Consider the following 21,658-nt stretch of genomic DNA (forward strand, 5'->3'; position numbering starts at 1 on the left):
ATGCTAGTTGACCTGCTTCCCGGACGTCGGCACGATGAGGCCGCTCTCGTAGGCGACCACGACGGCCTGTGCCCGGCTGGACAGGCCGAGTTTGCCCATCGTGCGCTTGACGTGCGTCTTCACCGTCGCCTCGCTGAGCACGAGCCGCTGCGCGATCTGGCCGTTGGTCAACCCGTTGCCGACCAGGCGCAGCACCTCGGTCTCCCGCGCGGTCAGGACTGCCAGTTGGGGTGCGCCGACGGCGGTGGCCCGGTGGTGGCTGGCGTAGGTCTCGATGAGCCGGTGGGTGATGTGGGGTGCGATGAGGATGTCGCCGGCGGCGATGGTGCGGACCGCGGAGATGATGCGTTCCGGAGGGGTGTCCTTGACCAGGAACCCCGAGGCGCCCTCGCCCAACGCGGTGTAGACGTACTCCGGCAGGTCGAACGTGGTCAGCACGACCACGCGCGGCGGGTCCTCACGGTGTTCCCGCAAGATGCGGCGGGTGGCGGCGATGCCGTCCAGCACGGGCATCCGGATGTCCATCAGGATCACGTCGGGCGTGGTCTCGGCGGCCAGGGCCACGGCCTGCTCGCCGTCGGCGGCCTCACCCACCACCTCGAAGCCGGGTGCGGCGGTGAACAGGGCGACGAGGCCGGCGCGGATCAACGCCTGGTCGTCGGCGACGAGCACGCGGATCGTCACCGGGCCGCCACCTCGCCCATCGGCAGGCGCAGGACCACACCGAACCCGCCGTCCGCCAACGGGCCGGCGGTGAGCACTCCCCCGTACAGCTCGGCGCGTTCCCGCATACCGCGGATGCCGTGCGACGGGTGGTCCGACGCGGCGCCGTCGTGGGGTGGCCGGCCGTTGTCGGTCACCTTGAGCACGAGCGTCTGCTCGCCGTAGTCGACATCGATGCGGGCCTCGGCCCGTCCGGCGTGCTTGAGCACGTTGGTCAGCGACTCCTGCACCACCCGGTAGGCGCACAGGTCCGGCCCCGGCTGGAGTTCGCGGGCCTGCCCGGTGACCACCACGTCCACCGGCAGCCCCGCGCCGCGTGCGCGTTCCACCAGGTCGTCGAGGGCCGCCAAGCCAGGCTGCGGGCGGTAGTCGTCGTCGTGGTCGACGCGCAGCACGTCGAGCAGGCGGCGCATCTCGGTCAACGCCTCACGGCTGGTGTCGCCGACGGTCGTGATCGCCTTGCGCGCCGTCGCCAGGTCCGTGTCCAGGACGTACTGCGCCACACCGGCCTGGAGGGAGATCACCGACATGTGGTGCGCCACGATGTCGTGCAGCTCCCGCGCGATCCGCACCCGCTCGTCCGCGACCGCCCGCGCCGCCTCCTCGGCCAGCCGCTCGGCGCGTTCCGCCCAGCGCTTCGTGCCCTCGCCCAGCACCCACGCGCCCAGCACGACCAGGATCGACTGCGCGATCTCCGACCACGCGGCCACCTCGGAGACCCGCACGAACGCGACCACCACGACGAACGACGTCACCAGGAACACGAGCGCGGCCACGAGCCTCGAGCGCATGGTGGCCACGGTGAACATGCCCACCAGCGCACCGACCCCGGCACTGGGCAGACCGCCGAACTCCAGCAGGCTGTACGCGGTCAACGCGCCCAGCATGACCGTCATCGTGACCACGGGCGCGAGCTGGCGCAGCGCGATCGGCGCGACCGTGAGCGCGGCCACCGCGTAAGCCGGCCAACCGTGGTGACCGCCGACCTGCTTCACCGTGGTGGCCACGGTCAACCAGGTCAGGACCACCGCGAGCAGCAGGTCCAGCCGGATCGGTGTGAGTTTCGCCAGCACCAGCCCAAGGTAGTGGCGTGCCATGACATCCGTCGCCACCCTGCGGGCTGATCTACCGCTACCCCCACGGGGGTAGCCGAAGATGCCGTCGTGGGGCGACGACCCGGGGCCGCCGCGTGCCTAGCGTTCGGTGACATGAAACGACTCTGTGCGACGGTGATGATCGCGGTGCTGGGCATCGCCACGGCCGGCACGGCGAACGCCGACCACCGCCCGGACACGAAGACCCTCCAGCGGCACGCGGACGCGCTGCTCGACCACGGCGCGCCCGGCGTGCTGGTCGAGGTCGACACCCCGCGCGGTGACGTCGAGGTGCGCAGCGGTTACGGCAACGTCGCCGCGCGGACCCCCGTGCCGTGGCAGGCGAAGTTCCGCATCGGCAGCTACACCAAGCCGTTCGTGGCGGCGACCGTGCTGCAACTGGTCGGCGAAGGTCGACTGTCCCTTGAGGACACCGTGGACCGCTGGCTGCCCGGAGTCGTCACCGGGAACGGCAACGACGGCACGAAGATCACCGTGCGGCAACTGTTGCAGCACACCAGCGGCGTGCCGAACTACTTGGGCAAGATGCCGGAGCTGTTCCTGGAGAAGGAGTTCGAAGAGAACCGGTTCCGGACCGTGACGCCGGAGCAGACCGTCGCGCTGGCGATGCAGATGCCGCCGGACTTCGCGCCCGGCACGGACTGGAACTACTCCAACACCGGCTACACCCTGGCCGGGATGATCATAGAACGCGTCACCGGGAACACCTGGCAGCACGAGGTGCGGTCTCGCATCGTCGGACCGCTCGGCCTGCGCGACACGTACCTGCCGGGCACGTCGCCGTTCCTGCCCAGGCCGCACGCCGTGTCCTACCAGCGGTTCACCGAGAAGGGCATGGAGGCCGACCCGAACGACCCGCGGTGGGGCGAGCCGATCGACGTGACCACGTACAACCCGTCGTGGGGCGGCGCGGCCGGTGACATGATCAGCACCACCGACGACGGGAACAAGTTCCTCAAGGCGCTGATCGGCGGCAAGGTGCTGCGGCCCGCGCAGCTCGCCGAGATGACGAAGGCGATGCGCGTGCCCGCGCTGGACCCGGCGTGGCCGGGTGCCCGGTACGGACTCGGGATCATGTGGATTCCCAGCTCGTGCGGCGGCTACTGGTCGCACGGCGGCGACATCCCCGGCTTCAAGACCCGCAACGGCGTCACCGCCGACGGCACGCGCAGCGTGATGGTGTCGATCAACACCGACTCCATGGTGCCGAAGCCGAACGTGCCCAAGCCGACGAAGGACGTCACGGTGGACCTGGTCGACCACGCGCTCTGCGGCATGAAGTGATCTGACGGCGGTCGCACCCGCGTGCGAGGTCGCGTCGGTCGTTCGCGCCTCATTTTCCGGCCATCACGCTCTTCGATCGCCGGAAATGAGGCGCGAACGACCTGCCCAGCCGCGGAGCGGCGGAAACGAGCTCAGTCAGGCGACCTCGCACGCCGTCTCCGGAGGAGCGGCAATTCAACACACTCAGGAGATCTGCGGGACGACGGCGTAGACCATGCGCTTGTCCTTGTGCTCCGCCACCGTCCAGAACGTGCCGCGCGTCGGGTTGGTGGCGGTGCCGCTCGCCCAGTGCGAGAGGTCTTCCGGCCCAATGGTCAGCCACTGGCTGCCGGCCACCTGGAGGTCGCCGGTTTGCGTGCTGATCGCCGGGGTGGTGTAGAGCTTGCCGGACCTGGTCTCGCCGTCGCTCTGGCTCAGGTACCACTTGTTGTTGAACCGGGTCGCGCCCTGGAGGTTGCTGACCGGGACCCGGTACGCCGCGTCGGCGTTCCACCGGTAGTCCGGGTCCATGTTGAGTTCGGTGTCGCCGACGAAAGCCCCGGCCATCGGCCACGCCGCCACGCGACCGTTGGTGTCCCGCTCCTCTTCGCAGTACTCGCCCGCCAGCAGGTGGTGCGTGCCGCTGCGGTCGAGGGAGGTGTAGGAGAAGTTCGGCGAGAGGTCCCCCTCGGTGCACTTGGTGCCCGTTTCGGCTGTCACCGTCCACGATCCGATCTGCGGCATGATGTAGCGGTAGCCGTGGCCGTAGTAGACGCCGTTGCGCAGGCCGAGCAGGTCGGGGCTGCTCGTCGTGCCGTTCCCCGACGCGCCGAGGTCGAAGATGCGGCGCATGTCGAACACCCGGAAGCCGCGCGCGGTGTCGGCGACGAAGAGGTAGTTGCCGTACCAGACGATCCCGCCGGCGTGCAGTGCCTTGTTGTAGTCGTCGGTGTTCGTCTCGTCCTGCGACACCCGGACCGCGTCGTAGTCGATGTCGCCGCTGCTCAGCTCGCGCGGATACACCAGCAGGACGTGCCGGTAGTAGCCGGTGTCGGCGTTCATGAAGCTGATGCGGACGCCCTTCACCAGGCCGTCGGCGTTGTCGTTCTTGTCGTACCAGCTCACCAGGACGGGCTGGTAGCCGTCGCCCCACGTCTGGTCGGCCTGCATGTCGGCGGACGTGGTGACGCCTTGCGGGTACCAGGCCGCGACCGCGTTGTCGTCGTCGTCGAAGCAGACGCTCTGTGAGATCACCACCTGATTGCCGGCGACCAGGGCGCCGCCCTCGCACGCCCCGCCGACTTTGGTCGCGATGTCGTCGTCCCGACGGTTCAGGTCGTTCATGATGTTGGTGACGGTGGCCTTCACCAGCGGGAGGTTGTCGGCGCGGTCGCGCAGCCTGGTGCCGTAGGTGTTGGGTCGCAACTGGAAGTTGGAGAGGGACAGCACGGCCGCGGAGGCCGGGACCGGTAGCGCGACCAACGCCGCGGCCAACAGGGACAGGACGCTCAACGGGGCCAGGACCGTGCGACGCATGATCATGCGCGCTCCTCATCGCGTTATTCCATTTGGGTGCTACAACGTGTCACAGGCACCACGCGGACCGCAATGACGACCGTGGCACTGACGGTGGTGGCTTGGCGGACCCGCCCGTGCGCAGGCCATGATGTGGTGGTGGAGTCCACCCGTGTGGATCGCTGGCTGTGGGCGGTCCGACTGACCAAGACCCGATCCGACGCCGCGGCGGCCTGCCGGGGTGGACACGTGCGCGTCAACGACCGGCCGGCCAAGCCCGCGACGACCGTGTCGCCGGGTGACGAGGTGCGTGCCCGCGTGGGGCAGACGACCCGGATCGTGGAGGTCGTGCGGGTGATCCAGAAGCGGGTCGGCGCGGCCGACGCGGTCGCGTGCTTCATCGACCGGACGCCGCCACCGCCACCGCCCACGGAAGCGCCCGCTGCCGTCGCCCGCCGTGAGCGCGGGGCCGGGCGGCCGACCAAGCGGGAACGCCGGGTCCTGGACAAGTTCCGAACGGGTCAACCCTGACCCGTCCGTTCGGGTGATTCGGACCGAAGTTCATTGCGTGGTGAGACGTCACATATGTGAATGAAGAATGCCCGGCCGAAGATCGTTCGACCGGGCCATTCGAATCGTTCGAACAGGTCAGCGCCACAACCGTCCGACCCTTTTTCGGTCGCGGAATCGAACTCGACATTCCGAAGGTTTTCCCGACGGCCCCCGATTTCGTTGACACGCCAGTTATCACACTTGTAACGTTTTCGTCACCGCTGCCACCGAATAGGAGGCAACACGTGCACGAAAAAACCAGGCTGCCGATTCGGCGGCTGCTGTCCGCGGCCGCGGCGTTAGTCATGGCCGCGGTGCTGACCACGGCGGTCGCGCCGAGCGGCTCGGCGGCCGGGAGCACCTTTCCCGCGCCGAACGGCTCGCAGGGCGTCAGCACGAAGATCAAGGTCGGCACCACGCCGTACGACGGCGGCATGAAGCGGTTCTACGGCACCGGCGCCCTGGGGGACGGCGGCCAGGAAGAGGGCAAGAGCCCGCTGTTCGAACTGGCCAACGGCGCCACGCTGTCCAACGTCATCCTCGGCAACCCGGCCTCCGACGGCGTCCACTGCCTCGGCACCTGCACGCTCAACAACGTGTGGTGGGAGGACGTCGGCGAGGACGCGGCGACGTTGAAGGGCTCCTCTTCGTCGCAGAAGATGACGGTCAACGGGGGCGGCGCGCGCAAGGCGTCGGACAAGGTGTTCCAGCACAACGGGCCGGGCACCATCCACATCCGCAATTTCCAGGTGGACGACTTCGGCAAGCTGTACCGGTCGTGCGGCAATTGCGGCACGCAGTACAAGCGCAACGTCATCCTGGAAAACGTGAGGGTGTACTCGCCGGGCCAGGTGCTGGCGGGTATCAACACGAACTACGGCGACACCGCGCGCTATTCCGGGATCACCATCGTCGGCGACAGCAGCCGGAAGATCGTGATCTGCGAGAAGTACAGGGGCGTCACCAGCGGTGAGCCGACGAAGATCGGCAGTGGTGCGGACAGCACCAACTGCCTCTACAGCTCATCCAACATCACCTACCGCTAGTCGGCACCCCGCGAGTCCTCCGCCCGGTACGCCGGGTGGAGGACTCGCGTGTCCGTGAACTAGCGGCGGGTGAACCGCCGGTACTGCTCGGCCACCACGTCGGCGGACGCGGCGACGTCCAGGAACATCAGCGAATCCATCCGGCACGTGCAGGGGTTCCGCTCCGCGGTGTCCTGCGGGAAGCTCCCGCCCACCTTGATGCCCCTCGGATCGGTGGGTGAGGTGCCGGTGCCGTCGACCTGCCAGGGATCACCCGGAACGGCGTAGAACCCCGGCAGCGGCTTGCCGTCGCGGTAGAGCGCCATCCGGCCGGTGGTGTAGTCGAACGTGGCGGCCAGGTGCACCCAGCGGTTGGGCGGCAGCGCCTCCTGCCAGTCCATCGAGGCGGCGTAGGTCTGCGACGCGCCGCCGTCGATCCGGCGTCCGAGCGCGACCAGCCGCATCTCCCCGTCGACCTCGAAGGCCTCTATGAGCGCCCGGACCGAGTGCCCGTCGGAGTTGCCGCTCAGCAGACCGGCGAGCCCGACCGCGCCGAAGCCGGGACTGGGGTTCTGGCCGGTCAGCTTGAACCAGCCCATGATCGTGATGCCCTTGGCGCCGTTGAACGCCCGCAGCGACTCGGCGCCGTCCTCGTCCCACACCCCCGCCTTCCAGTCGTCGTTCTCACCGGGTAGCGGCCGCAGTTCCAGGGCGTTGTTGCCGCCGGGGAACGCGCCGTCGCCCACGCGCATCTCCTCGCCGCCGTTGATCAGCCGGAACAGGGTGCGCGACGTGCCGAGGTCGCGTTCGCGGGCGTCGTCGACCGGGAACGGGTGGTCGAAGTCGTAGTGCGCCACCAGGTTCCGGGCGACGGCGGGGGTGACCTCGGTGCGCGGGCCGTTGCGGGTGCCGACGACCTTCCAGAGCCGCCCGTCGGCCTTGGTCAACAGGTACAGCTCACCGGCCGCGTCGGTGCCGAAACGCAGGTCCACCCGGCCGTCGCCGACGAAGTCCGTCATCCGCTTCACGTTGCCGTCGGTGTCGAACAACTGCAGCTCGTGCAGCGGCGCCATGGGCTTGCCGCGCCTCATCTTCGACACCTCGGTGTAGAACACACTGCCGTCGACCAGGTCACCGAAGACGTACTTGCCGCGCAGCTGCGGCACGGCGCGCCCCCGGTAGACCTGACCGCCGGAGATGGCGTGACCGCTGTCGGACGAGCACGACCACCCCGCCGGCGGGTCGTGGTCGTAGGCCGCCACCGGGTAGACGTACCCGTACTGGGCGTCGTCGTCCGGCAGCGGGTACAGCCGGCACTGGTCCTCCCGGCGGAACGTGAACGCGCCCTCCCGCCGGCTCCAGCCGAGGTTGTCGCCCGCGCGGACCTCGTACACCGCCTCGATCGCGTGCTGGCCGATGTGCCCGAGGTACATCGCGTGGCTGCCGCCCCGGTCCCAGGTGAACCGGTGCGGGTCGCGCATGCCGTAGGCGTAGATCTCGCCGAGCGCGCCGGGCCGGCCGACGAACGGGTTGGCCCGCGGGATGCCGTACCGGCCGCCGGGCCCGTTCGTGCCCAGCGGGTCGATGCGCAGGATCTTGCCCGCCGGGTTGCCGAGGTCCTGCGGCACGTCGGAGCTCACGCCGAGGCCGCCGTCGCCGACGGCCAGGTACAGCAAGCCGTAGTCGGGGTCTCCGCGCCGGGCGTTCGGGTTGAAGTCGATCTGCTGGACGGCGTGGGTCGTGGTGCCGAAGCCGTACCGGAACAGCTCGCGTCGGGTGCCGGTGAACACGTCGGCGGACGGGTCGTCGGCCGTCCACTCCGACACCACGCTCTGCACGACGGCGTTGGGCTGGTTGGGGTAGGTCGGCGTCTCGGTGTCGATCGCGGCCTTGCCCTCCGTGTGCGTGGTGTAGAACTTGCCGTTGCGGGCGAACTCGGGGTGGAACGCGACGAACCCGAACCCGCTGCCCATCCCGCGTGCGGCCCAGAAGTTGGGGAACCGGGCCACGAGGTCGAGGTAGAGGTGCGGCGTGCCGCCGTCCACCAGGTACAGCGGGCCGTTGAGGTCCGGGACGTACAGCCGGCCTGACCGGTCGGGCACCTCGCCGACGAAGTTGATCCGGTTGTGCCGGAGGAGCCGGTTGTCGGTGGTCGGCGGGGTCGGCGTGGACGCGGGCAGCTGCGCGACCTCGGCCAGCACGAGGCCGAGACGGGACTGGATCGGGTCTTCCGGGATCGGGTCGGCTATCGGATCGTCCGGTGCGCCCCACGCCGGCGTCGCGGTCGCGAGGACCACGGCGGCGGCCGCCACCGCAGCCCACCATCTGCGCTTGCCCATCGTTGTCTCCTCCTTTGGAGATACGCGGAAGACCGGGCGGCGGTAGGCCTTCACGGGTCAGCCCCTTCACGGGTCAGCCCCTTCACGGGTCGGCCACAGTCACAGGTCGGTCGGTTCCACCGACTTCCGGTCGCCGGCGCGACCGAGGTACAACTCGCCCAGCCGGGGGTCGGAGAGCAGGTCGCCCGCCGGGCCGCTGATGTGCACCCGGCCCAGGTCGAGCACACAGCCCAGGTCGGCGACTTCCAACGCGCGGCGGGCGTTCTGCTCGACCAGCAGCACCGCCGTGCCCGCGTCGCGCATGCGGACGATCTGCTCGAACACGGTGGCGGTGGCCTTCGGGTCCAGGCCCATCGACGGCTCGTCCAGCAGCACCACCCGTGGGCTGACCATGAGCGAGCGGGCGAACTCCACCTGCTTCTGCTGCCCGCCCGACAACGCGCCCGCGAGCGCGTCCCAACGCTCGCCGACGACCGGGAACAACGTCCGGACGAAGTCCACCCGTTCGGCCACCGTCGCCTTGTCCCGCACGGTGTACGCGCCGAGGAGGACGTTCTCCCCCACCGTCATCTCGCGGAACACGCTGTGCCCTTGCAGCACGTGCGACAGGCCCGCCGTCAGCAGTTGCTGCGGCCCGCGCCCGGTGACGTCCCGCCCGTCGAGCACGATCCGGCCGGCGCGCGGCGCGAGGAGCCCGCTGGCCACCTTGAGCACGGTGGACTTGCCCGCGCCGTTCGGGCCGACCAGGCACACCACGGACGCGGGCGGCACGCGCACCGTCAGCCCGCGCAGCACCAGCGCCGCACGGCCGTAACCGGCCTCGACGTCGACGAGTTCGAGCAGGTCAGCCGCCAAGGTAGGCCGCCAGCACGAGCGGGTCGGCGCGGACGGTGTCCGGTGGGCCCTCGGCGATCGGCCGGCCCCGGTCGAACACGACCACGTGATCGGACAAGCTCATCACCATGTCCATGTTGTGCTCCACGATCAGGAAGGTCCGGCCTTCGGCGTTCAACTCGCGCACCAGCGCGCCGATCCGTTCGATCAACGCCGGGTTCACCCCGCCGGCGGGCTCGTCCAGCAGGATCGTCTCGGGATCGGCCATCAGCACGCCCGCCAGTTCCAGCAGCTTCTGCTGGCCGTAGGACAGGTCGCGCGCCTCGACCTCGGCCAGGTGCTCGATGCCGACGCGGGTCAGCAGCTCCATCGCCCGGTCCACGTCGGCCTTGCGGCGTGCGGGGGCCAGCGCGCGCAGCACCGAACCCGGTCGGACCGACACCAGCAGGTTCTCCACGGCGGTGAGCCGCGGGAACGCTCGGCACAGCTGGAAGCTGCGGCCGATGCCCGCGTGCGCGATCTTGTGCGCGCCCCGTCCGGTGATGTCGCGGCCGTGGTAGGTGACCGTGCCCGCGTCCGGTTTGACCATGCCGGTGACGCAGTTGAAGAACGTCGTCTTGCCGGAGCCGTTCGGCCCGATCAGGGCGTTGATCCGGCCGTGGTGGAACGTCACGGACGCGGCGTCCACCGCCCGCACACCGCCGTACGACTTGGTGAGACCTTCGGTCCGCAGTCCCTCCTTCGGCACAGTCACCGGCGCACCTCCTCGGCCAGTTCCTCCTGCGTGACCTCGCGGATAGACGCCTGCTCCGGCCGCAGCCGGGCCACGAGCCCTCTGACGGCGGGGATGACCCCGTCCGGCAGGAACAGCACCACCACCGCGAGCAGGACGCCCATCGCGACCAGGTGCATCTGCGTGTCGCCGTACTGGGCTTTGAAGAACTCCGTGGCGTAACCGACGACGACCGCGCCGACCAGCGGCCCGAACAGGCTGCGCACGCCGCCGAGCAGGCTCATCAGCACCATGTTCGAGCCGACCAGGATGGAGAACTGGAAGATCGGGTCGAGGAAACCGAACCACAGCGCGTACAGGCCGCCGCCCAACGCGGTGAAGAACGCCGAGATCACGAACGCCGCCAGCTTGTAGCGAACCGTCGGCACGCCGAGCGACCGCGCCTTGTCCTCATCCTCCCGGATGCCCTTGAGGCCCATGCCGAAGCGCGACCGGTCGATCGCCCACCAGCACAGCAGCATCACCGCGAGCAACACCGCGTGCAGGTAGAAGAACCGCTGGTGTTGCTCGGGCCGCAACACCTCGGGACCGAACGGGCGCGGCACGCGCAGTCCGTCCGAGCCGCCGGTCACCGATTCCCAGCTCTGGAACACCAGCAGCAGGACCAGCACCAACGCGATGGACACGATCACGAACGACGCCCCGCGCACCCGCAGCGCGGCGATGCCGACGGGCACCGCGAGCGCCGCCACCACCAGCCCGCCGAGCAGCAGCGCGAGCCACGGGTTGACCTCCGCGCGCAGGATCAGCAGCCCGGTGGCGTAACCGCCGAGACCCGAGTACGCGGCGTGCCCCAGGGAGATGTAGCCGGTGAACCCGCCGACGAAGTTCCACGCCGTGGCCAGCACCGCGTAGCTGACGATCACCACGCCGACCGACAGCACGAACGGGTCCGAAGCCAGGCTGGGGAACGCCACCACGAAGGCCGCGAGGGCGACCAGACCGAATGCTTTCGCGACTGTCTCAGAACCGCTGCGCAAGGCGGCCTCCGAAGAACCCCTGCGGACGCAGGATCAGCGTCACGAACAGCGCGGCGTAGAAGAACGTCTGCGCCCACGTCGTGCCGAGCGGGATCTGGAGCAGGTTCTGCCCGACACCCAGCAACAAAGCCGCGATGGCCGCGCCCGCCACACTGCCCAGCCCGCCGACGACGATGATCGCCATCAACGGTCCGATCCAGTGCCAGTGCAGCGACGGGTAGATCGTGGAGTCCAACGCGAGGGCGGTCCCGCCGACGGCGGCGGTGGCCAGGCCGAGCCCGAAACCGAACCCGGCGATCCGGTCGGTGTCCACGCCCAGCAGCCGGGCCGCCTCACGGTGCTGCATCGTGGCCCGCAGCGCCTGGCCGAACCGGGTCACCTTGAGCAGCACGTGCAGACCGACCAGCGTCACCACGGCCAGGCCGAACGCGATCAGCTTGACCAGCGCGACGCTCGCTCCGAACAGCTCCAGCCGCGCGCCCGAGTACGACAGCGGGATGCGGCGGTGCGTGCCGGTGAAGACGAACCCCAGCGTGCCCTCCACGGCCAGCGCCACGGCGAACGTCAGCAGCACCGACATCATCGTCAACGTCGCCGGGCGCAGGCGTGCGACCAGCAACCGTTGCACGGCCACACCGAGGACGAAGAACAGCGGCACCGTCACCACGAGCGACAGCATCGGGTCCAGTCCGGTTTGGACGGTGAACGCCCACGCCAGGTACGCGGCCAGCACCAGGAACGCCGAATGCGCGATCATCACCACGCGCATCACACCGAAGTAGAGGGTGAGACCGGCGGCCAGCAGGGCGTAGAGACCGCCCATGAGCACGCCGAGGACGAGGCTCTGGAAGACGAGGGACACCCGGCCTCACCACGCGGGCTTCGGGTAGACCAGCTCGGCTTCCTCGGCCTCGGCGGGCAGCACGATGCGGATCTTGCCGCCCACGTACTGCTGGATCAGGTGCGCGCCCTGCGGCCGGCCGGCCTCGTCCCACTTCAACGGGCCGACGACGGTGTCCACTTCGTTGCCGTGCAGCCAGTCGATCATCTTGCGCTGGCACTCCTGGGACGGGTCCGCGCAGCCCGCGGCGGTGGCAGCGGCGGCCACGACCTGGCCGGTGGTCCACGCGTTGGCCTCGTCCTCGGTGGGCGCGGTGCCGTGCTCACGGGTGTAGAAGTCGACGAACTCCTTGTTGGACGGGTAGTCCGCTTCGGGCGTGTAGCCGGTCGGGGACAGGATGCCCTCGGTCTGCGCGCCGATCGCCTTGGGGAACTCGGGGTTGGTCGGCGCGGTGGAGAACGCGGCCAGCTTCGGCTGGTAGTTGAGTTGCCGCAGGGCCACGATCAGGTTGACCGCGTCCTGGTACTGGGTGCCGCCGACCACGACGTCCGCGCGCGAGTCGGCGATCTTGGCGGCGATGGAGCCAAAGTCGGTGGTGTTGGGTGGGTACACCTCGTCCACCACGGTCTGGATGCCGGCCTTGGCCAGTTTCTCCTTGAGACCGTTGGCGGTGCCCTGGGCGAACGGGTCGTCCATCGCGGCGTAGGCGGCCGTCTTCGGCCTGGTGGCCTCGGGCATCGCGAGGATCGCGTCGGCCAGGTGGTTGTAGTGGTCCTGGGCGACGGCCGGTGCGGCGTAGAACAGGTTGTCGAAGCCCTGGTTGAACACCTCCGCCGCGGCGCCCGCCGGTTCCACGAACAGGAAGCCGTAGTCACGGGCCACCTGCGCGGCCGGGATGACCAGGCGGGTGGAGAACGGGCCGAAGACGAGATCGACACCGTCGGAGTTGATGAGCTTCTCGTAGTCCGCCGCGACCCGGTCGGCGTTGGACTGGTCGTCCAGGATGGTCAGCTCGACCTGGCGGCCCAGCAGCCCGCCGTTGTGGTTGACGTATTTGGCCCACGCCTCGTAGCCGCGCTGCACGCCCTTGCCCGGTTCGGAGAAATCGCCGGTCAGGGGTAACGAGACGCCGATGCGGATGGGCCCGTCACCCGCCGCCCCACCCTCGGCCGGTCGTCCGCCGAAGCACCCGGCGACCAGCAACAACGCCGCCGCGCCGAGGGCGCCGATCCGGAGCCCGTTAGCGATGTCCATCGTCCACCCGTCGTCGAGGGATGAGGTAAGCGCTTTCCGAGCATAGGAACCCCAACGTCATGTGACAAGGACCACCCCCGAACCCCCGCGTGCCCAACGTTCAGAACACGCGTGTCCAACGTTCAGAACACGCGTGTCCAACGTTGGGAACACCCGAATTCAACGCTCAGAACGGGGTTCACCCATTCGCACGGCCACCACACCGCCGAGGATCAGCGCACCGCCGACCAGCTGAATCCCGCCCGGCGCCTCGCCGAGCAGCAGCCAGGCGAACAGCAGCGCCGCTACCACCTCGGTCAACGCCACGAACGACGCCAACCGCGAGCCGAGCCGACGAATGGCGGCGATACCGGCGGCGTAGGCGAGCCCGGCGGTCACGACGCCGAGCACGAGCATCGGCACCCACCACGGCACGGTGAACCCGTCGAACGCGACCGACCCGGTCGACACAGCCAGTGGAACGATCCCGACGGCACCCGCCACCACCAGCACGACACCGCCGAGCAGCAGCCCACCGGCGGCCAGCACGGTGCCGGGCAGCCCGTCCTCGTCCCGCGCCGAGAGCAGGAAGTAGACCGCCGCCCCCACCATCGCGCCCAACGCCCACAGGATGCCGACCGCACTCGCCCGCGCGCCGGACACGACGTCGAGCACCAACAGCAGCCCGACCAGCCCGAGCAACCCGCCGAGGACCGTCAGCCGACCGGGACGCTGGCCGCGACTCAGCCACAGCCAACCGACCACGGCGACCGGCGCGGTGTACTCGACCAGCAACGCGACGCCGACCTCCATGTGCGCGACGGCGTTGAAGAACGCCAGCTGGCAGCCCGCGACCGCGACCAGCCCGTACGCCGTGATCAGCCGCACGTTGCGACGCAACAGGTGCCACCGGCCGCGGAGCTGGACCAGCGCGATCGGCATGAGCACGACGGCCGCCAGCAGCACCCGCGCCGCCACCGCGGCCGCCGACGACCAGCCCGCGTCCATCAGCCCGCGCGCCAACGGCCCGGACAACGCGAAGGACGACGCAGACAGCGCCGCGAAGCCCAACCCGGCTCGAAGTCGCCCGCCGGCCAGCCTGTCATGTGTCATCGCCGTCATGACTCATGACGCTATGGACCGAACCGGTAATCTGTCAATGTGCTTTTCACCCATGACACCACCGCGGCGCTTGCCGCCGCGGTCGCTCTCGCGAACTCGGCCGAGGAGCCGGACACGATGACGGACCGGGCACAGCTGGACGCGTTCGTCATTGAGCACGCCTACACCGGGTCGCGCACCCACGACGACGCCGAACTGGAGGCCGTCCGCGCGCTGCGAGCCCCGCTGCGACGGCTGCTGACCAGCGACCGCGACACCGCCGTCGAGATCGTGAACGACATCCTCGCCACGCACCACGCCGTGCCCCAGCTCGTGCGGCACGACGGGTTCGACTACCACCTGCACGCCACGCACCCCGACACGCCGCTGGCCGTCCGGATGGCGGTCGAGACCGCCATGGCGATGATCGACGTAATCCGCGCCGACGAACTGAGCAGGTTCTCCACCTGCGCCGACGACACCTGCGACAACCTCGTCCTGGACCTCTCGCGCAACCGCTCCCGCCGCTACTGCAGCACCACGTGCGGCAACCGCAACGCCGTAGCCGCCTACCGCGCCCGCAGGGCCTGACCCGATCCCCGGCGCTCAAGGCGAGGTCCCACAGGACGGCCCCGACGCCTGACGCGCCGGGGCCGCACCCTCCGCTGTGGCGCCACAACACCGTCAGCCGTGACGTCGGCGGCTGCGGGTGAGCAGGAGCAGGGCCGTGCGGGCGTTGCGGTCGTAGATCTCCGCGCCGTCCGGGTCGGCGGTGCACAACGCGTCACGGATGACCTCGGCGTAGGCACGGGCGTTGCGCACGTCCTGCCACAGGTGCGGGTCGATCTCGCCGTGGACGTGCTTGCCCAGCACCACCTGCGGCAGCTGGTGCACCGAGCCGCCGGGAGCGCCGAGGAAGGCGAAGCCACCGCCACCGCCACCACCACCTCCGGCTGCGCCGTGACCACCGGCCGGCAGACCTACACCTTCACCGTCCAACCCTGATCGCCTGGCGGAAACCGTGGCGTCGCCGGAACTCCGGCGGCGCCACGGCGCTGTCCGCGCCCGACCGACCTCACCGTTCGTGACCCATGTCACTCGTTTGGCGGCGACACCGCTCGACTGATAATGATTACCATTCCCTGGATCCCGATCGACGTTCCTCCGGAGGAGCACGCGTGGCGCACTTGTTGATGATCGAGAGCTGGGTCGGTGCGATGAGTTCGCTGCTGCCACGGGCGATCCACGAGTCGGGCCACCGGTTCACCTTCCTCACCCGCGATCTGCACCACTACCTGCGCTCCGCGCCCGCGCACCCGCACCCGTTGCTGGCGGCGGACAACGTGCTCACCACGGAGACCAACGACATCGCCGCGCTGCTGTCCTATGTGGAACGCGTGCACGAGGTGCTGGCGTTCGACGGCGTGATCTCCTCCTGTGACTACTACCTCTCCACCGTCGCCACGGTCGCCGCGCACCTGAACCTGCCCGGTCCGGACCCGCAAGGTGTCGAACGCGCCTACCGCAAGGACCTCACCCGGACCACCACCCGTGACGCGGGCGTGCCCGGTCCCCGGTTCACCCTCACCGAGGACTGGCCCGCCACCGCGAAAGCCGCCGCCGCGCTGGGTTACCCGCTGGTGATCAAGCCGGTGGACCTGTGCGCCGGGATGCACGTCCGCGAGGTGCGGGACGAGGCCGGGCTGCGCGAGGCGTTCCTGGCCCTGGAGGCGTTCCCGGTCAACGCCCGCGGCCAGGAGCGGGTGCCGACCGTGCTGCTCGAAGAGCTCCTCGTCGGTCCCGAGTTCAGCGTGGAGACGGTGACGGTGGCCGGTACGACGCACGTGATCGGCGTGACGGACAAGAGCCTGGCCGGACGGCCGTGGTTCGTGGAGAGCGGCCACATGTTCCCGGCCGACCTGGGTGACGCCGACCGGGCCGCCGTCGTCGACACGGCCGTGGCCGCGATCGAGGCGCTGGGTCTGGACAACTCCGTGGCGCACACGGAGGTCAAGCTGACCGCCGACGGCCCCCGGCTGATCGAGGTCAACCCGCGCCCGGCGGGCAACCAGATCACCGAGCTGGTCCGCCGCGTCACCGGCATCGACCTGCCGTCCGTGTTCGCCCAGCTCGCCGCCGGCCAACAGCCCGACCTGCGCCCCCGCGAGACCGGCGTCCGCAGCGCCGCCATCTCCTTCCTCCTGCCGCCCCGCGCCGGGGTGCTGGCCGGGATCGACGGCGCCGACACCCTGGCCGCGAACCCCGAGGTCGTCGACTGGGCGGTGAAGCCCGCCGGGCATCGGGCCGGTGAGCCGACCAGCAACAACAGCTACCTCGGGCACGTCATGGTCACGTCCCCGGACACCGACGCGCGTGACCGCGCCGAACGCGTCATCGCCGGGCTGGACGTCCGGTACGCGGAGGGCTCGGAGTGACCGCCGGGGTAGAGCGACTGACGAGCGTGACCGAACTCCTCGCCCTGGCCCGCGCCGGCGCCATCGGACCCGATCCGGCCGAGAGCCGGGTGAGCGTCGCGTTCACCACCCGACAGGGCGCCCGGCACGTCTCGCGCGGCCAGGCGTACCGCAACACCGTGGTCAGCGTCCGGGTCGGTGACGCGGTCGGCTCGTGCGCGGTCGAACCCGACGAGGCCGACGACGCGCACGTGACCGACTGCGTCGGCGAGACCGTCGCGGACCTGCTCGCCCACCCCGACGCCGCGATCCGCACCGCCGTGCTGGACGCGTACCTGATGAACGCCCATCCGCACGAACTCTCGGCCGCACAGCACATCGTGGTCGGCCCCGGCGATTCGCTGGCCAAGTCCATGGCGCGCGCGTCGGCGGTGGTCGACCTGCTGGACGCCGTGCCGGGACAACGGGTACTGGTCGTCGGCGTGGTGAACTCGCTGCTGCACCACCTGCGCGCCCGCGACCTGCGGTACGTGGCGTGCGACCTCAAGGGCGGTCGCACCGAGTGGGACGAGCCGATCGTGACCGACGCCGAGGCCGCCGTCGCGGACTGCGACCTGGTGCTGGCCTCCGGTATGACGGTCGGGAACGGCAGCTTCGAACCGCTGCTGCGCACGGCGGTCGCCGCCGACCGGCCGTTGGTGCTGTTCGCCCAGACCGCGAGCGCGATCGTGCCGTGGTTCCTCGGCTCGGGCGTCACGGCGGTGTCGGCGGAGCCGTACCCGTTCTTCTGGCTGCACGGCGGCCAGACGACCCTGCACCACTACCGCACGGAACGGGCCCGGTGACCGTGCTTTCTCCAGTGGGCCCGCGTCGCAACCACCACCTGCTCAACCTGCTCGGCAACACCCCGATCGCCCGCATCGACACCCCGCTCCCGCACCGCCACGGCGGTTTCTGGGCGAAGCTGGAATGCCTGAGCGCGGGCGGTATGAAGGCCCGTTCGGCGGTCGCGATGCTGCTGGCCGCACGGGAACGCGGCGAACTGCGTCCCGGCGCGGTGGTCGTGGAGTCGACCAGCGGCACCCTCGGCCTCGGGTTGGCGTTCGCCGGTCAGGCGCTGGGACACCCGGTCGTGCTGGTGGTCGACCACGAGCTCGAACCGTCGATGCGCGCACTGCTCCGCGCCCATGGCGCACGGCTGGAGGTCGTGGACCGGCCGCACGCGACCGGCGGCTGGCAGCAGGCCAGGCTGGACCGGCTCCAGTCGGTGCTGCGCGGCCTGCCCGGCGCGTACTGGCCCGACCAGTACAACAACCCCGACAACCCCGCCGGTTACACGGGTCTGGCGCGCGAGTTAGCGGCCCAACTGGACCACGCCGACGTGCTGGTGTGCAGCGTGGGCACCGGCGGGCACAGCGCCGGCATCGTCACGGCCCTGCGCCGCTACTGGCCGGACGTGCGGCTGGTGGGCGTGGACACCGTCGGCTCGACCATCTTCGGCCAACCCGCCCGGTCCCGGGTGATGCGCGGCCTGGGCAGCAGCATCCACCCGCGCAACGTCGCCTACGAGCAGTTCGACGAAGTGCACTGGCTGGGTCCGGTGGAGGTGGTCGACGCCTGCCGCCGGCTGGCCCGGGACTGCTTCGTCACCGGCGGCTGGAGCACCGGCGCGGTCGCCCTGGTGTCGGCGTGGGTGGCGCGCGTCGAGCCCGGCACGACCGTGGTGACGATCTTCCCCGACGGCCCGCACCGCTACCTCGGCACCATCTTCGACGACGATTTCTGCCGGTCACGGGGCTTGTTGGGGACGCCGGAGGACCGTCCGGTGGAGATCGCGGACACGGACGGGATCGAGGTCACCAGCTGGGCCAGGTGCCGCTCGGTGTACGCGCCCAAGGCCGTCGGAGTGCCCGCGTGAAGCTCGACTGGACGGTGTACGGGCTGGAGTTGCGCTCGCCGCTGCGCATCTCGCGGTCGGTGATGGCGCGCCGTGACGCCGTGCGCGTGGTGGTCGAGTGCGACGGGCTGCGCGGGCACGGCGAGGTGGTGACGAGCCAGTACTACGGGCTGGACGTCGAGCGGATCACCGGGCTGCTGTGGGACCTGGTGCCTGTGGTGGCCGAATGCACGGACCCACGTGAACTGCGCGAACGCCTGCCGGAGTTGCCGCCGGGCGTGCTCGCCGCCGTGGACACCGCGCTGCACGACCTGACGGCGTTGCGGCAAGAAGTGCCGGTGCACGCGCTCGTCGGCGTTCCACAGTGGACGGATGTGCCGACGGCTTACACGATCGGCATCGGCGACCCGGCGACCGCCGCCGCGCACGCAGCCGAACTGGCCGCACGCGGGTTCACCGTGCTGAAGGTCAAGGTCGGCTCCGAGCACGACGTCGCCACGGTCAACGCGATCCGCGCCGCCGCCCCCGACGCGCGCCTCATCCTCGACCCCAACGGCGGGTGGACCGCCGAACAGGCCCTCAGGGTGGTCGAACAGCTCACCGGCATCGACGCCCTGGAACAGCCGATCGCACCGGGTCACCTGGACGACCTGGCCTGGCTGCACGACCGCTGCCCGGTGCCGTTGATCGCGGACGAGGACGCGGCCACCGCCGACGATGTACGAGCGCTCAAAGGCCTGGTCGACGGGGTGAACGTCAAGCTGGCCAAGTGCGGCGGGCTCACCGCCGCCCGCGAGATCATCGACATCGCGCACGCGTCCGGCCTGGACGTGATGCTCGGCTGCCTGGTGGCCAGTTCGCTCGGCATCGCGCCGGCCGTGCACCTCACCGGCCACGCCCGGTGGGTCGACCTGGACGGCCACCTCCTGCTCGCCGACGACCCGTGGACCGGTATCGGCGGTGACGACGGCACGCTGCGGCTGTCCCCCGTGCCCGGTCTCGGCGTGGTGCCCAGGGCCGGCCGATGAGGCGTTTCCCACTGTCGGTGCGCGTGCTGCTGGTCAACCAGTTCGGCGTGAACACCGGCTTCTACCTGCTGATCCCCTACCTGGCCACGCACCTGGGCGACCTGGGGTTGTCGGTGGCCACGATCGGCGTGGTGCTCGGCGTGCGGACGTTGAGCCAGCAGGGGCTGTTCCTGCTCGGCGGCTCGGCGTCGGACCGCCTCGGCCCGCGCCGGATCATCATCGCCGGCTGCGCGATCCGGGCGATCGGGTTCGGGCTGTTCGCGGCGGGTGAGTCGGTGGCGGTGCTGCTGGCCGCGTCCGTGCTCAGCGGCCTCGCGGGCGCGTTGTTCAACCCGGCCGTGCGCGCCTACATCGCCGAGGAGTCCTCCGACCGGGCGGGCGCGTTCGCCCTGTTCAACGCCTATGGGCAGGCGGGCGCGCTGACCGGTCCGCTGCTGGGCGGCCTGCTGATGCTGTGGGACTTCCGGATCGCCGCGCTGGTGGCGGCCGGGATCTTCGCCGCGCTCACCGTCGCGCAGGCGGCCGTGCTGCCCGCCCGCCCGACCCCGCCGCACCAGGGCACCGTGCTGGACGACTGGCGCGAGTGCCTGGCCGACCGCCGGTTCCTCGCGTTCACCTGCGCGCTCACCGGCATGTTCGTGCTCCAGAACCAGCTGTACCTGGTGCTTCCGCTGGAAGCACAGCGGCTCACCGACTCGGCGTTCGCCGTCGGGGCGGTGTTCCTGGTGTCCACTGTGGCCACTCTGCTGTTCCAGGTGCGCATCACCAGGGCGTTGAAACGGGTGGCGCGCGGCCGGGCGATCGCGCTCGGGCTGGCGGTCATGGGGCTGGGGTTCGTCGCGACGGCGGTGAGCCACGTCGGCCCGCTCGGCGGCATCACGCCCGTGCTGGTCGCAGCGCTGCTGCTGTCGGTCGGCGTGATGATCGCGCACCCGTTCGTCTACGAGCTCATCCCGGCGTTCGGCCGCACCGGTCTCGCGGGCACCTACTTCGGCGTGTTCTACCTGGTCTCGGGCATCGCGGCGGCCCTGGGCAACGCGGCGATCGGCTGGGTGTTCGGCCGGTCGGGCTGGGTGGCGTCGCTGGTGTGCGTGGCGGTCGGGCTGGTGTGCGCGGCGGCCGTGGCCGGACTGCACCGACGTGGCGTGCTCGCCCAGAACCGAGAGGTGGCCCGATGACGTTGCGCGAGAACCCGCGGGGCGAGAACCTGCTGACCGACAACCCGGCGCTGTACGAGCACCAGTTCCCCGATCCCGACCACGTCGCCGCCCGGTTCACGCACGACGTGGTGACCAGGTTCGGGGTTGGCCGCCATTCCGGGGCAGGTCGCGACCTGCTGGACGTCGGCTGCGGCACCGGCCGCGACGCCGGCCACCTGGCGAGCCTGGGCTACCGCGTGGTCGGGCTGGACAGCTCGGAGTCGATGGTCGAGCACGCCCGCGCGCACCACCCGGCGGCGGCGTTCGTGCTCGGCGACATGCGGTCGTTCGACCTCGGCCGCCGCTTCGACGTGATCACGTGCCTGGACAGCGCGCTGCTGTACTGCCACACGAACGCCGATCTGGACGACTTCCTGCGCCGCTGCCGCGACCACCTCGAACCGGGCGGCCTGCTGGTGGCGGAGATGCGCAACGGCGCGTTCTTCCTCGGCAACACCGAACTGCTCGACGACGTCCGCAGCCGCACTGTCGTCTGGGAGGGCGTCTCCTACACCTCGCACACCCGGCTCTGGATCGACCACGCCGCCCAGCTGCTGCGCCGGCGACGCGAGTGGCAGTGGCCCGGCGCCCAGCCGCTGGTGCAGCGCTCCGCGTGGCGGCTGCTGTTCCCCCAGGAACTGCGGCACTTCCTGGACCACGCCGGGTTCGACGTGCTGGCCCTGTTCGACTCGCCGGGACCGCGGACCGAACCTCCTTGGGCATCCGACGCCGAGTTGAGCGAGGACCTGTCCGGAGACCGCCTGCACCTCGTCGCGCGCCTTCGCCAGCCCCAATGACCCGCCGCT

21 protein-coding genes are annotated in these 21,658 nt (G+C 70.4%); 10 read left to right on the forward strand and 11 right to left on the reverse strand.

The window, feature by feature from the left end; all coding sequences use genetic code 11:
* Positions 1-3: 3 nt before the first annotated feature.
* Together ALI22I_RS46540 and ALI22I_RS46545 are read right to left on the reverse strand one after the other, a co-directional pair.
* Positions 4-684: a response regulator gene (locus tag ALI22I_RS46540; protein WP_179118572.1), complete on the reverse strand. Its 681-nt coding sequence runs from the start codon at positions 682-684 to the stop codon at positions 4-6.
* Positions 681-1,796, reverse strand: coding sequence for a sensor histidine kinase (locus tag ALI22I_RS46545; protein WP_238598917.1), 1,116 nt, complete (start codon positions 1,794-1,796; stop codon positions 681-683). Before ALI22I_RS46545 ends, ALI22I_RS46540 begins: the two co-directional genes overlap by 4 nt.
* A 135-nt stretch (positions 1,797-1,931) precedes the next feature.
* Here ALI22I_RS46545 and ALI22I_RS46550 point away from each other — a divergent pair, with 135 nt between their 5' ends.
* A complete protein-coding gene (locus ALI22I_RS46550; RefSeq protein WP_077011905.1) occupies positions 1,932-3,122 on the forward strand; it encodes a serine hydrolase domain-containing protein in 1,191 nt (396 codons plus the stop codon).
* 183 nt (positions 3,123-3,305) lie between these two features.
* Here ALI22I_RS46550 and ALI22I_RS46555 read toward each other — a convergent pair whose 3' ends face one another.
* Complete coding sequence (locus ALI22I_RS46555) at positions 3,306-4,643, reverse strand: hypothetical protein (RefSeq protein WP_083752514.1); 1,338 nt, start codon at positions 4,641-4,643, stop codon at positions 3,306-3,308.
* Positions 4,644-4,775: 132 nt separating this feature from the next.
* Between ALI22I_RS46555 and ALI22I_RS46560 the strand changes: the two genes are divergently transcribed.
* Both ALI22I_RS46560 and ALI22I_RS46565 read left to right on the forward strand, forming a co-directional pair.
* The gene (locus tag ALI22I_RS46560; RefSeq protein ID WP_077012134.1) at positions 4,776-5,147 is read left to right on the forward strand and encodes an RNA-binding S4 domain-containing protein; all 372 of its coding nucleotides are present in this window, start codon (positions 4,776-4,778) and stop codon (positions 5,145-5,147) included.
* 266 nt (positions 5,148-5,413) lie between these two features.
* Positions 5,414-6,214 carry a pectate lyase gene (locus tag ALI22I_RS46565; RefSeq protein ID WP_238598918.1) on the forward strand — a complete coding sequence of 267 codons (801 nt, stop codon included), beginning with the start codon at positions 5,414-5,416 and terminating at the stop codon, positions 6,212-6,214.
* Between the two features lie 59 nt (positions 6,215-6,273).
* On the opposite strand, the gene ALI22I_RS46570 is transcribed toward ALI22I_RS46565, so the two are convergent.
* From ALI22I_RS46570 to ALI22I_RS46600, 7 genes are all read right to left on the reverse strand, one after another.
* On the reverse strand, positions 6,274-8,532 hold the full coding sequence (locus tag ALI22I_RS46570) for a PQQ-dependent sugar dehydrogenase (RefSeq protein WP_077011906.1): 2,259 nt from the start codon (positions 8,530-8,532) through the stop codon (positions 6,274-6,276).
* 99 nt (positions 8,533-8,631) lie between these two features.
* Positions 8,632-9,387, reverse strand: coding sequence for an ABC transporter ATP-binding protein (locus ALI22I_RS46575; RefSeq protein WP_077011907.1), 756 nt, complete (start codon positions 9,385-9,387; stop codon positions 8,632-8,634).
* Positions 9,377-10,120, reverse strand: a complete 744-nt coding sequence (locus ALI22I_RS46580; RefSeq protein WP_077011908.1) for an ABC transporter ATP-binding protein — start codon at positions 10,118-10,120, stop codon at positions 9,377-9,379. The genes ALI22I_RS46575 and ALI22I_RS46580 overlap by 11 nt, the downstream gene beginning before the upstream one ends.
* The gene (locus ALI22I_RS46585; RefSeq protein ID WP_077011909.1) at positions 10,117-11,139 is read right to left on the reverse strand and encodes a branched-chain amino acid ABC transporter permease; all 1,023 of its coding nucleotides are present in this window, start codon (positions 11,137-11,139) and stop codon (positions 10,117-10,119) included. The genes ALI22I_RS46580 and ALI22I_RS46585 overlap by 4 nt, the downstream gene beginning before the upstream one ends.
* Positions 11,123-12,001, reverse strand: a complete 879-nt coding sequence (locus ALI22I_RS46590) for a branched-chain amino acid ABC transporter permease (RefSeq protein WP_238598919.1) — start codon at positions 11,999-12,001, stop codon at positions 11,123-11,125. The genes ALI22I_RS46585 and ALI22I_RS46590 overlap by 17 nt, the downstream gene beginning before the upstream one ends.
* A 6-nt stretch (positions 12,002-12,007) precedes the next feature.
* Positions 12,008-13,234: an amino acid ABC transporter substrate-binding protein gene (locus ALI22I_RS46595; RefSeq protein WP_077011910.1), complete on the reverse strand. Its 1,227-nt coding sequence runs from the start codon at positions 13,232-13,234 to the stop codon at positions 12,008-12,010.
* Between the two features lie 159 nt (positions 13,235-13,393).
* Complete coding sequence (locus tag ALI22I_RS46600; RefSeq protein ID WP_077011911.1) at positions 13,394-14,335, reverse strand: EamA family transporter; 942 nt, start codon at positions 14,333-14,335, stop codon at positions 13,394-13,396.
* A 39-nt stretch (positions 14,336-14,374) separates the two neighbouring features.
* Here ALI22I_RS46600 and ALI22I_RS46605 point away from each other — a divergent pair, with 39 nt between their 5' ends.
* Positions 14,375-14,905, forward strand: a complete 531-nt coding sequence (locus ALI22I_RS46605; protein WP_077011912.1) for a CGNR zinc finger domain-containing protein — start codon at positions 14,375-14,377, stop codon at positions 14,903-14,905.
* A 93-nt stretch (positions 14,906-14,998) separates the two neighbouring features.
* Here ALI22I_RS46605 and ALI22I_RS48255 read toward each other — a convergent pair whose 3' ends face one another.
* A complete protein-coding gene (locus ALI22I_RS48255) occupies positions 14,999-15,313 on the reverse strand; it encodes a metal ABC transporter solute-binding protein, Zn/Mn family (protein WP_338013554.1) in 315 nt (104 codons plus the stop codon).
* 179 nt (positions 15,314-15,492) lie between these two features.
* Between ALI22I_RS48255 and ALI22I_RS46615 the strand changes: the two genes are divergently transcribed.
* The 6 genes from ALI22I_RS46615 to ALI22I_RS46640 are packed head-to-tail and all read left to right on the forward strand — an operon-like array spanning position 15,493 to position 21,649.
* On the forward strand, positions 15,493-16,749 hold the full coding sequence (locus ALI22I_RS46615; RefSeq protein WP_077011913.1) for an ATP-grasp domain-containing protein: 1,257 nt from the start codon (positions 15,493-15,495) through the stop codon (positions 16,747-16,749).
* Positions 16,746-17,573: a Rossmann-like domain-containing protein gene (locus ALI22I_RS46620; protein ID WP_077011914.1), complete on the forward strand. Its 828-nt coding sequence runs from the start codon at positions 16,746-16,748 to the stop codon at positions 17,571-17,573. The genes ALI22I_RS46615 and ALI22I_RS46620 overlap by 4 nt, the downstream gene beginning before the upstream one ends.
* Complete coding sequence (locus ALI22I_RS46625) at positions 17,570-18,646, forward strand: PLP-dependent cysteine synthase family protein (protein WP_077011915.1); 1,077 nt, start codon at positions 17,570-17,572, stop codon at positions 18,644-18,646. The genes ALI22I_RS46620 and ALI22I_RS46625 overlap by 4 nt, the downstream gene beginning before the upstream one ends.
* Positions 18,643-19,653, forward strand: coding sequence for a dipeptide epimerase (locus ALI22I_RS46630; protein ID WP_077011916.1), 1,011 nt, complete (start codon positions 18,643-18,645; stop codon positions 19,651-19,653). The genes ALI22I_RS46625 and ALI22I_RS46630 overlap by 4 nt, the downstream gene beginning before the upstream one ends.
* Positions 19,650-20,831: an MFS transporter gene (locus ALI22I_RS46635; RefSeq protein ID WP_077011917.1), complete on the forward strand. Its 1,182-nt coding sequence runs from the start codon at positions 19,650-19,652 to the stop codon at positions 20,829-20,831. Before ALI22I_RS46630 ends, ALI22I_RS46635 begins: the two co-directional genes overlap by 4 nt.
* Entirely contained in the window at positions 20,828-21,649 is an 822-nt protein-coding gene (locus tag ALI22I_RS46640) for a class I SAM-dependent methyltransferase (RefSeq protein WP_077011918.1), read from the forward strand. The genes ALI22I_RS46635 and ALI22I_RS46640 overlap by 4 nt, the downstream gene beginning before the upstream one ends.
* The last annotated feature ends 9 nt before the right edge of the window (positions 21,650-21,658 follow it).

This window comes from Saccharothrix sp. ALI-22-I (genome assembly GCF_001984175.1).
Classification (GTDB): Bacteria; Actinomycetota; Actinomycetes; order Mycobacteriales; family Pseudonocardiaceae; genus Actinosynnema.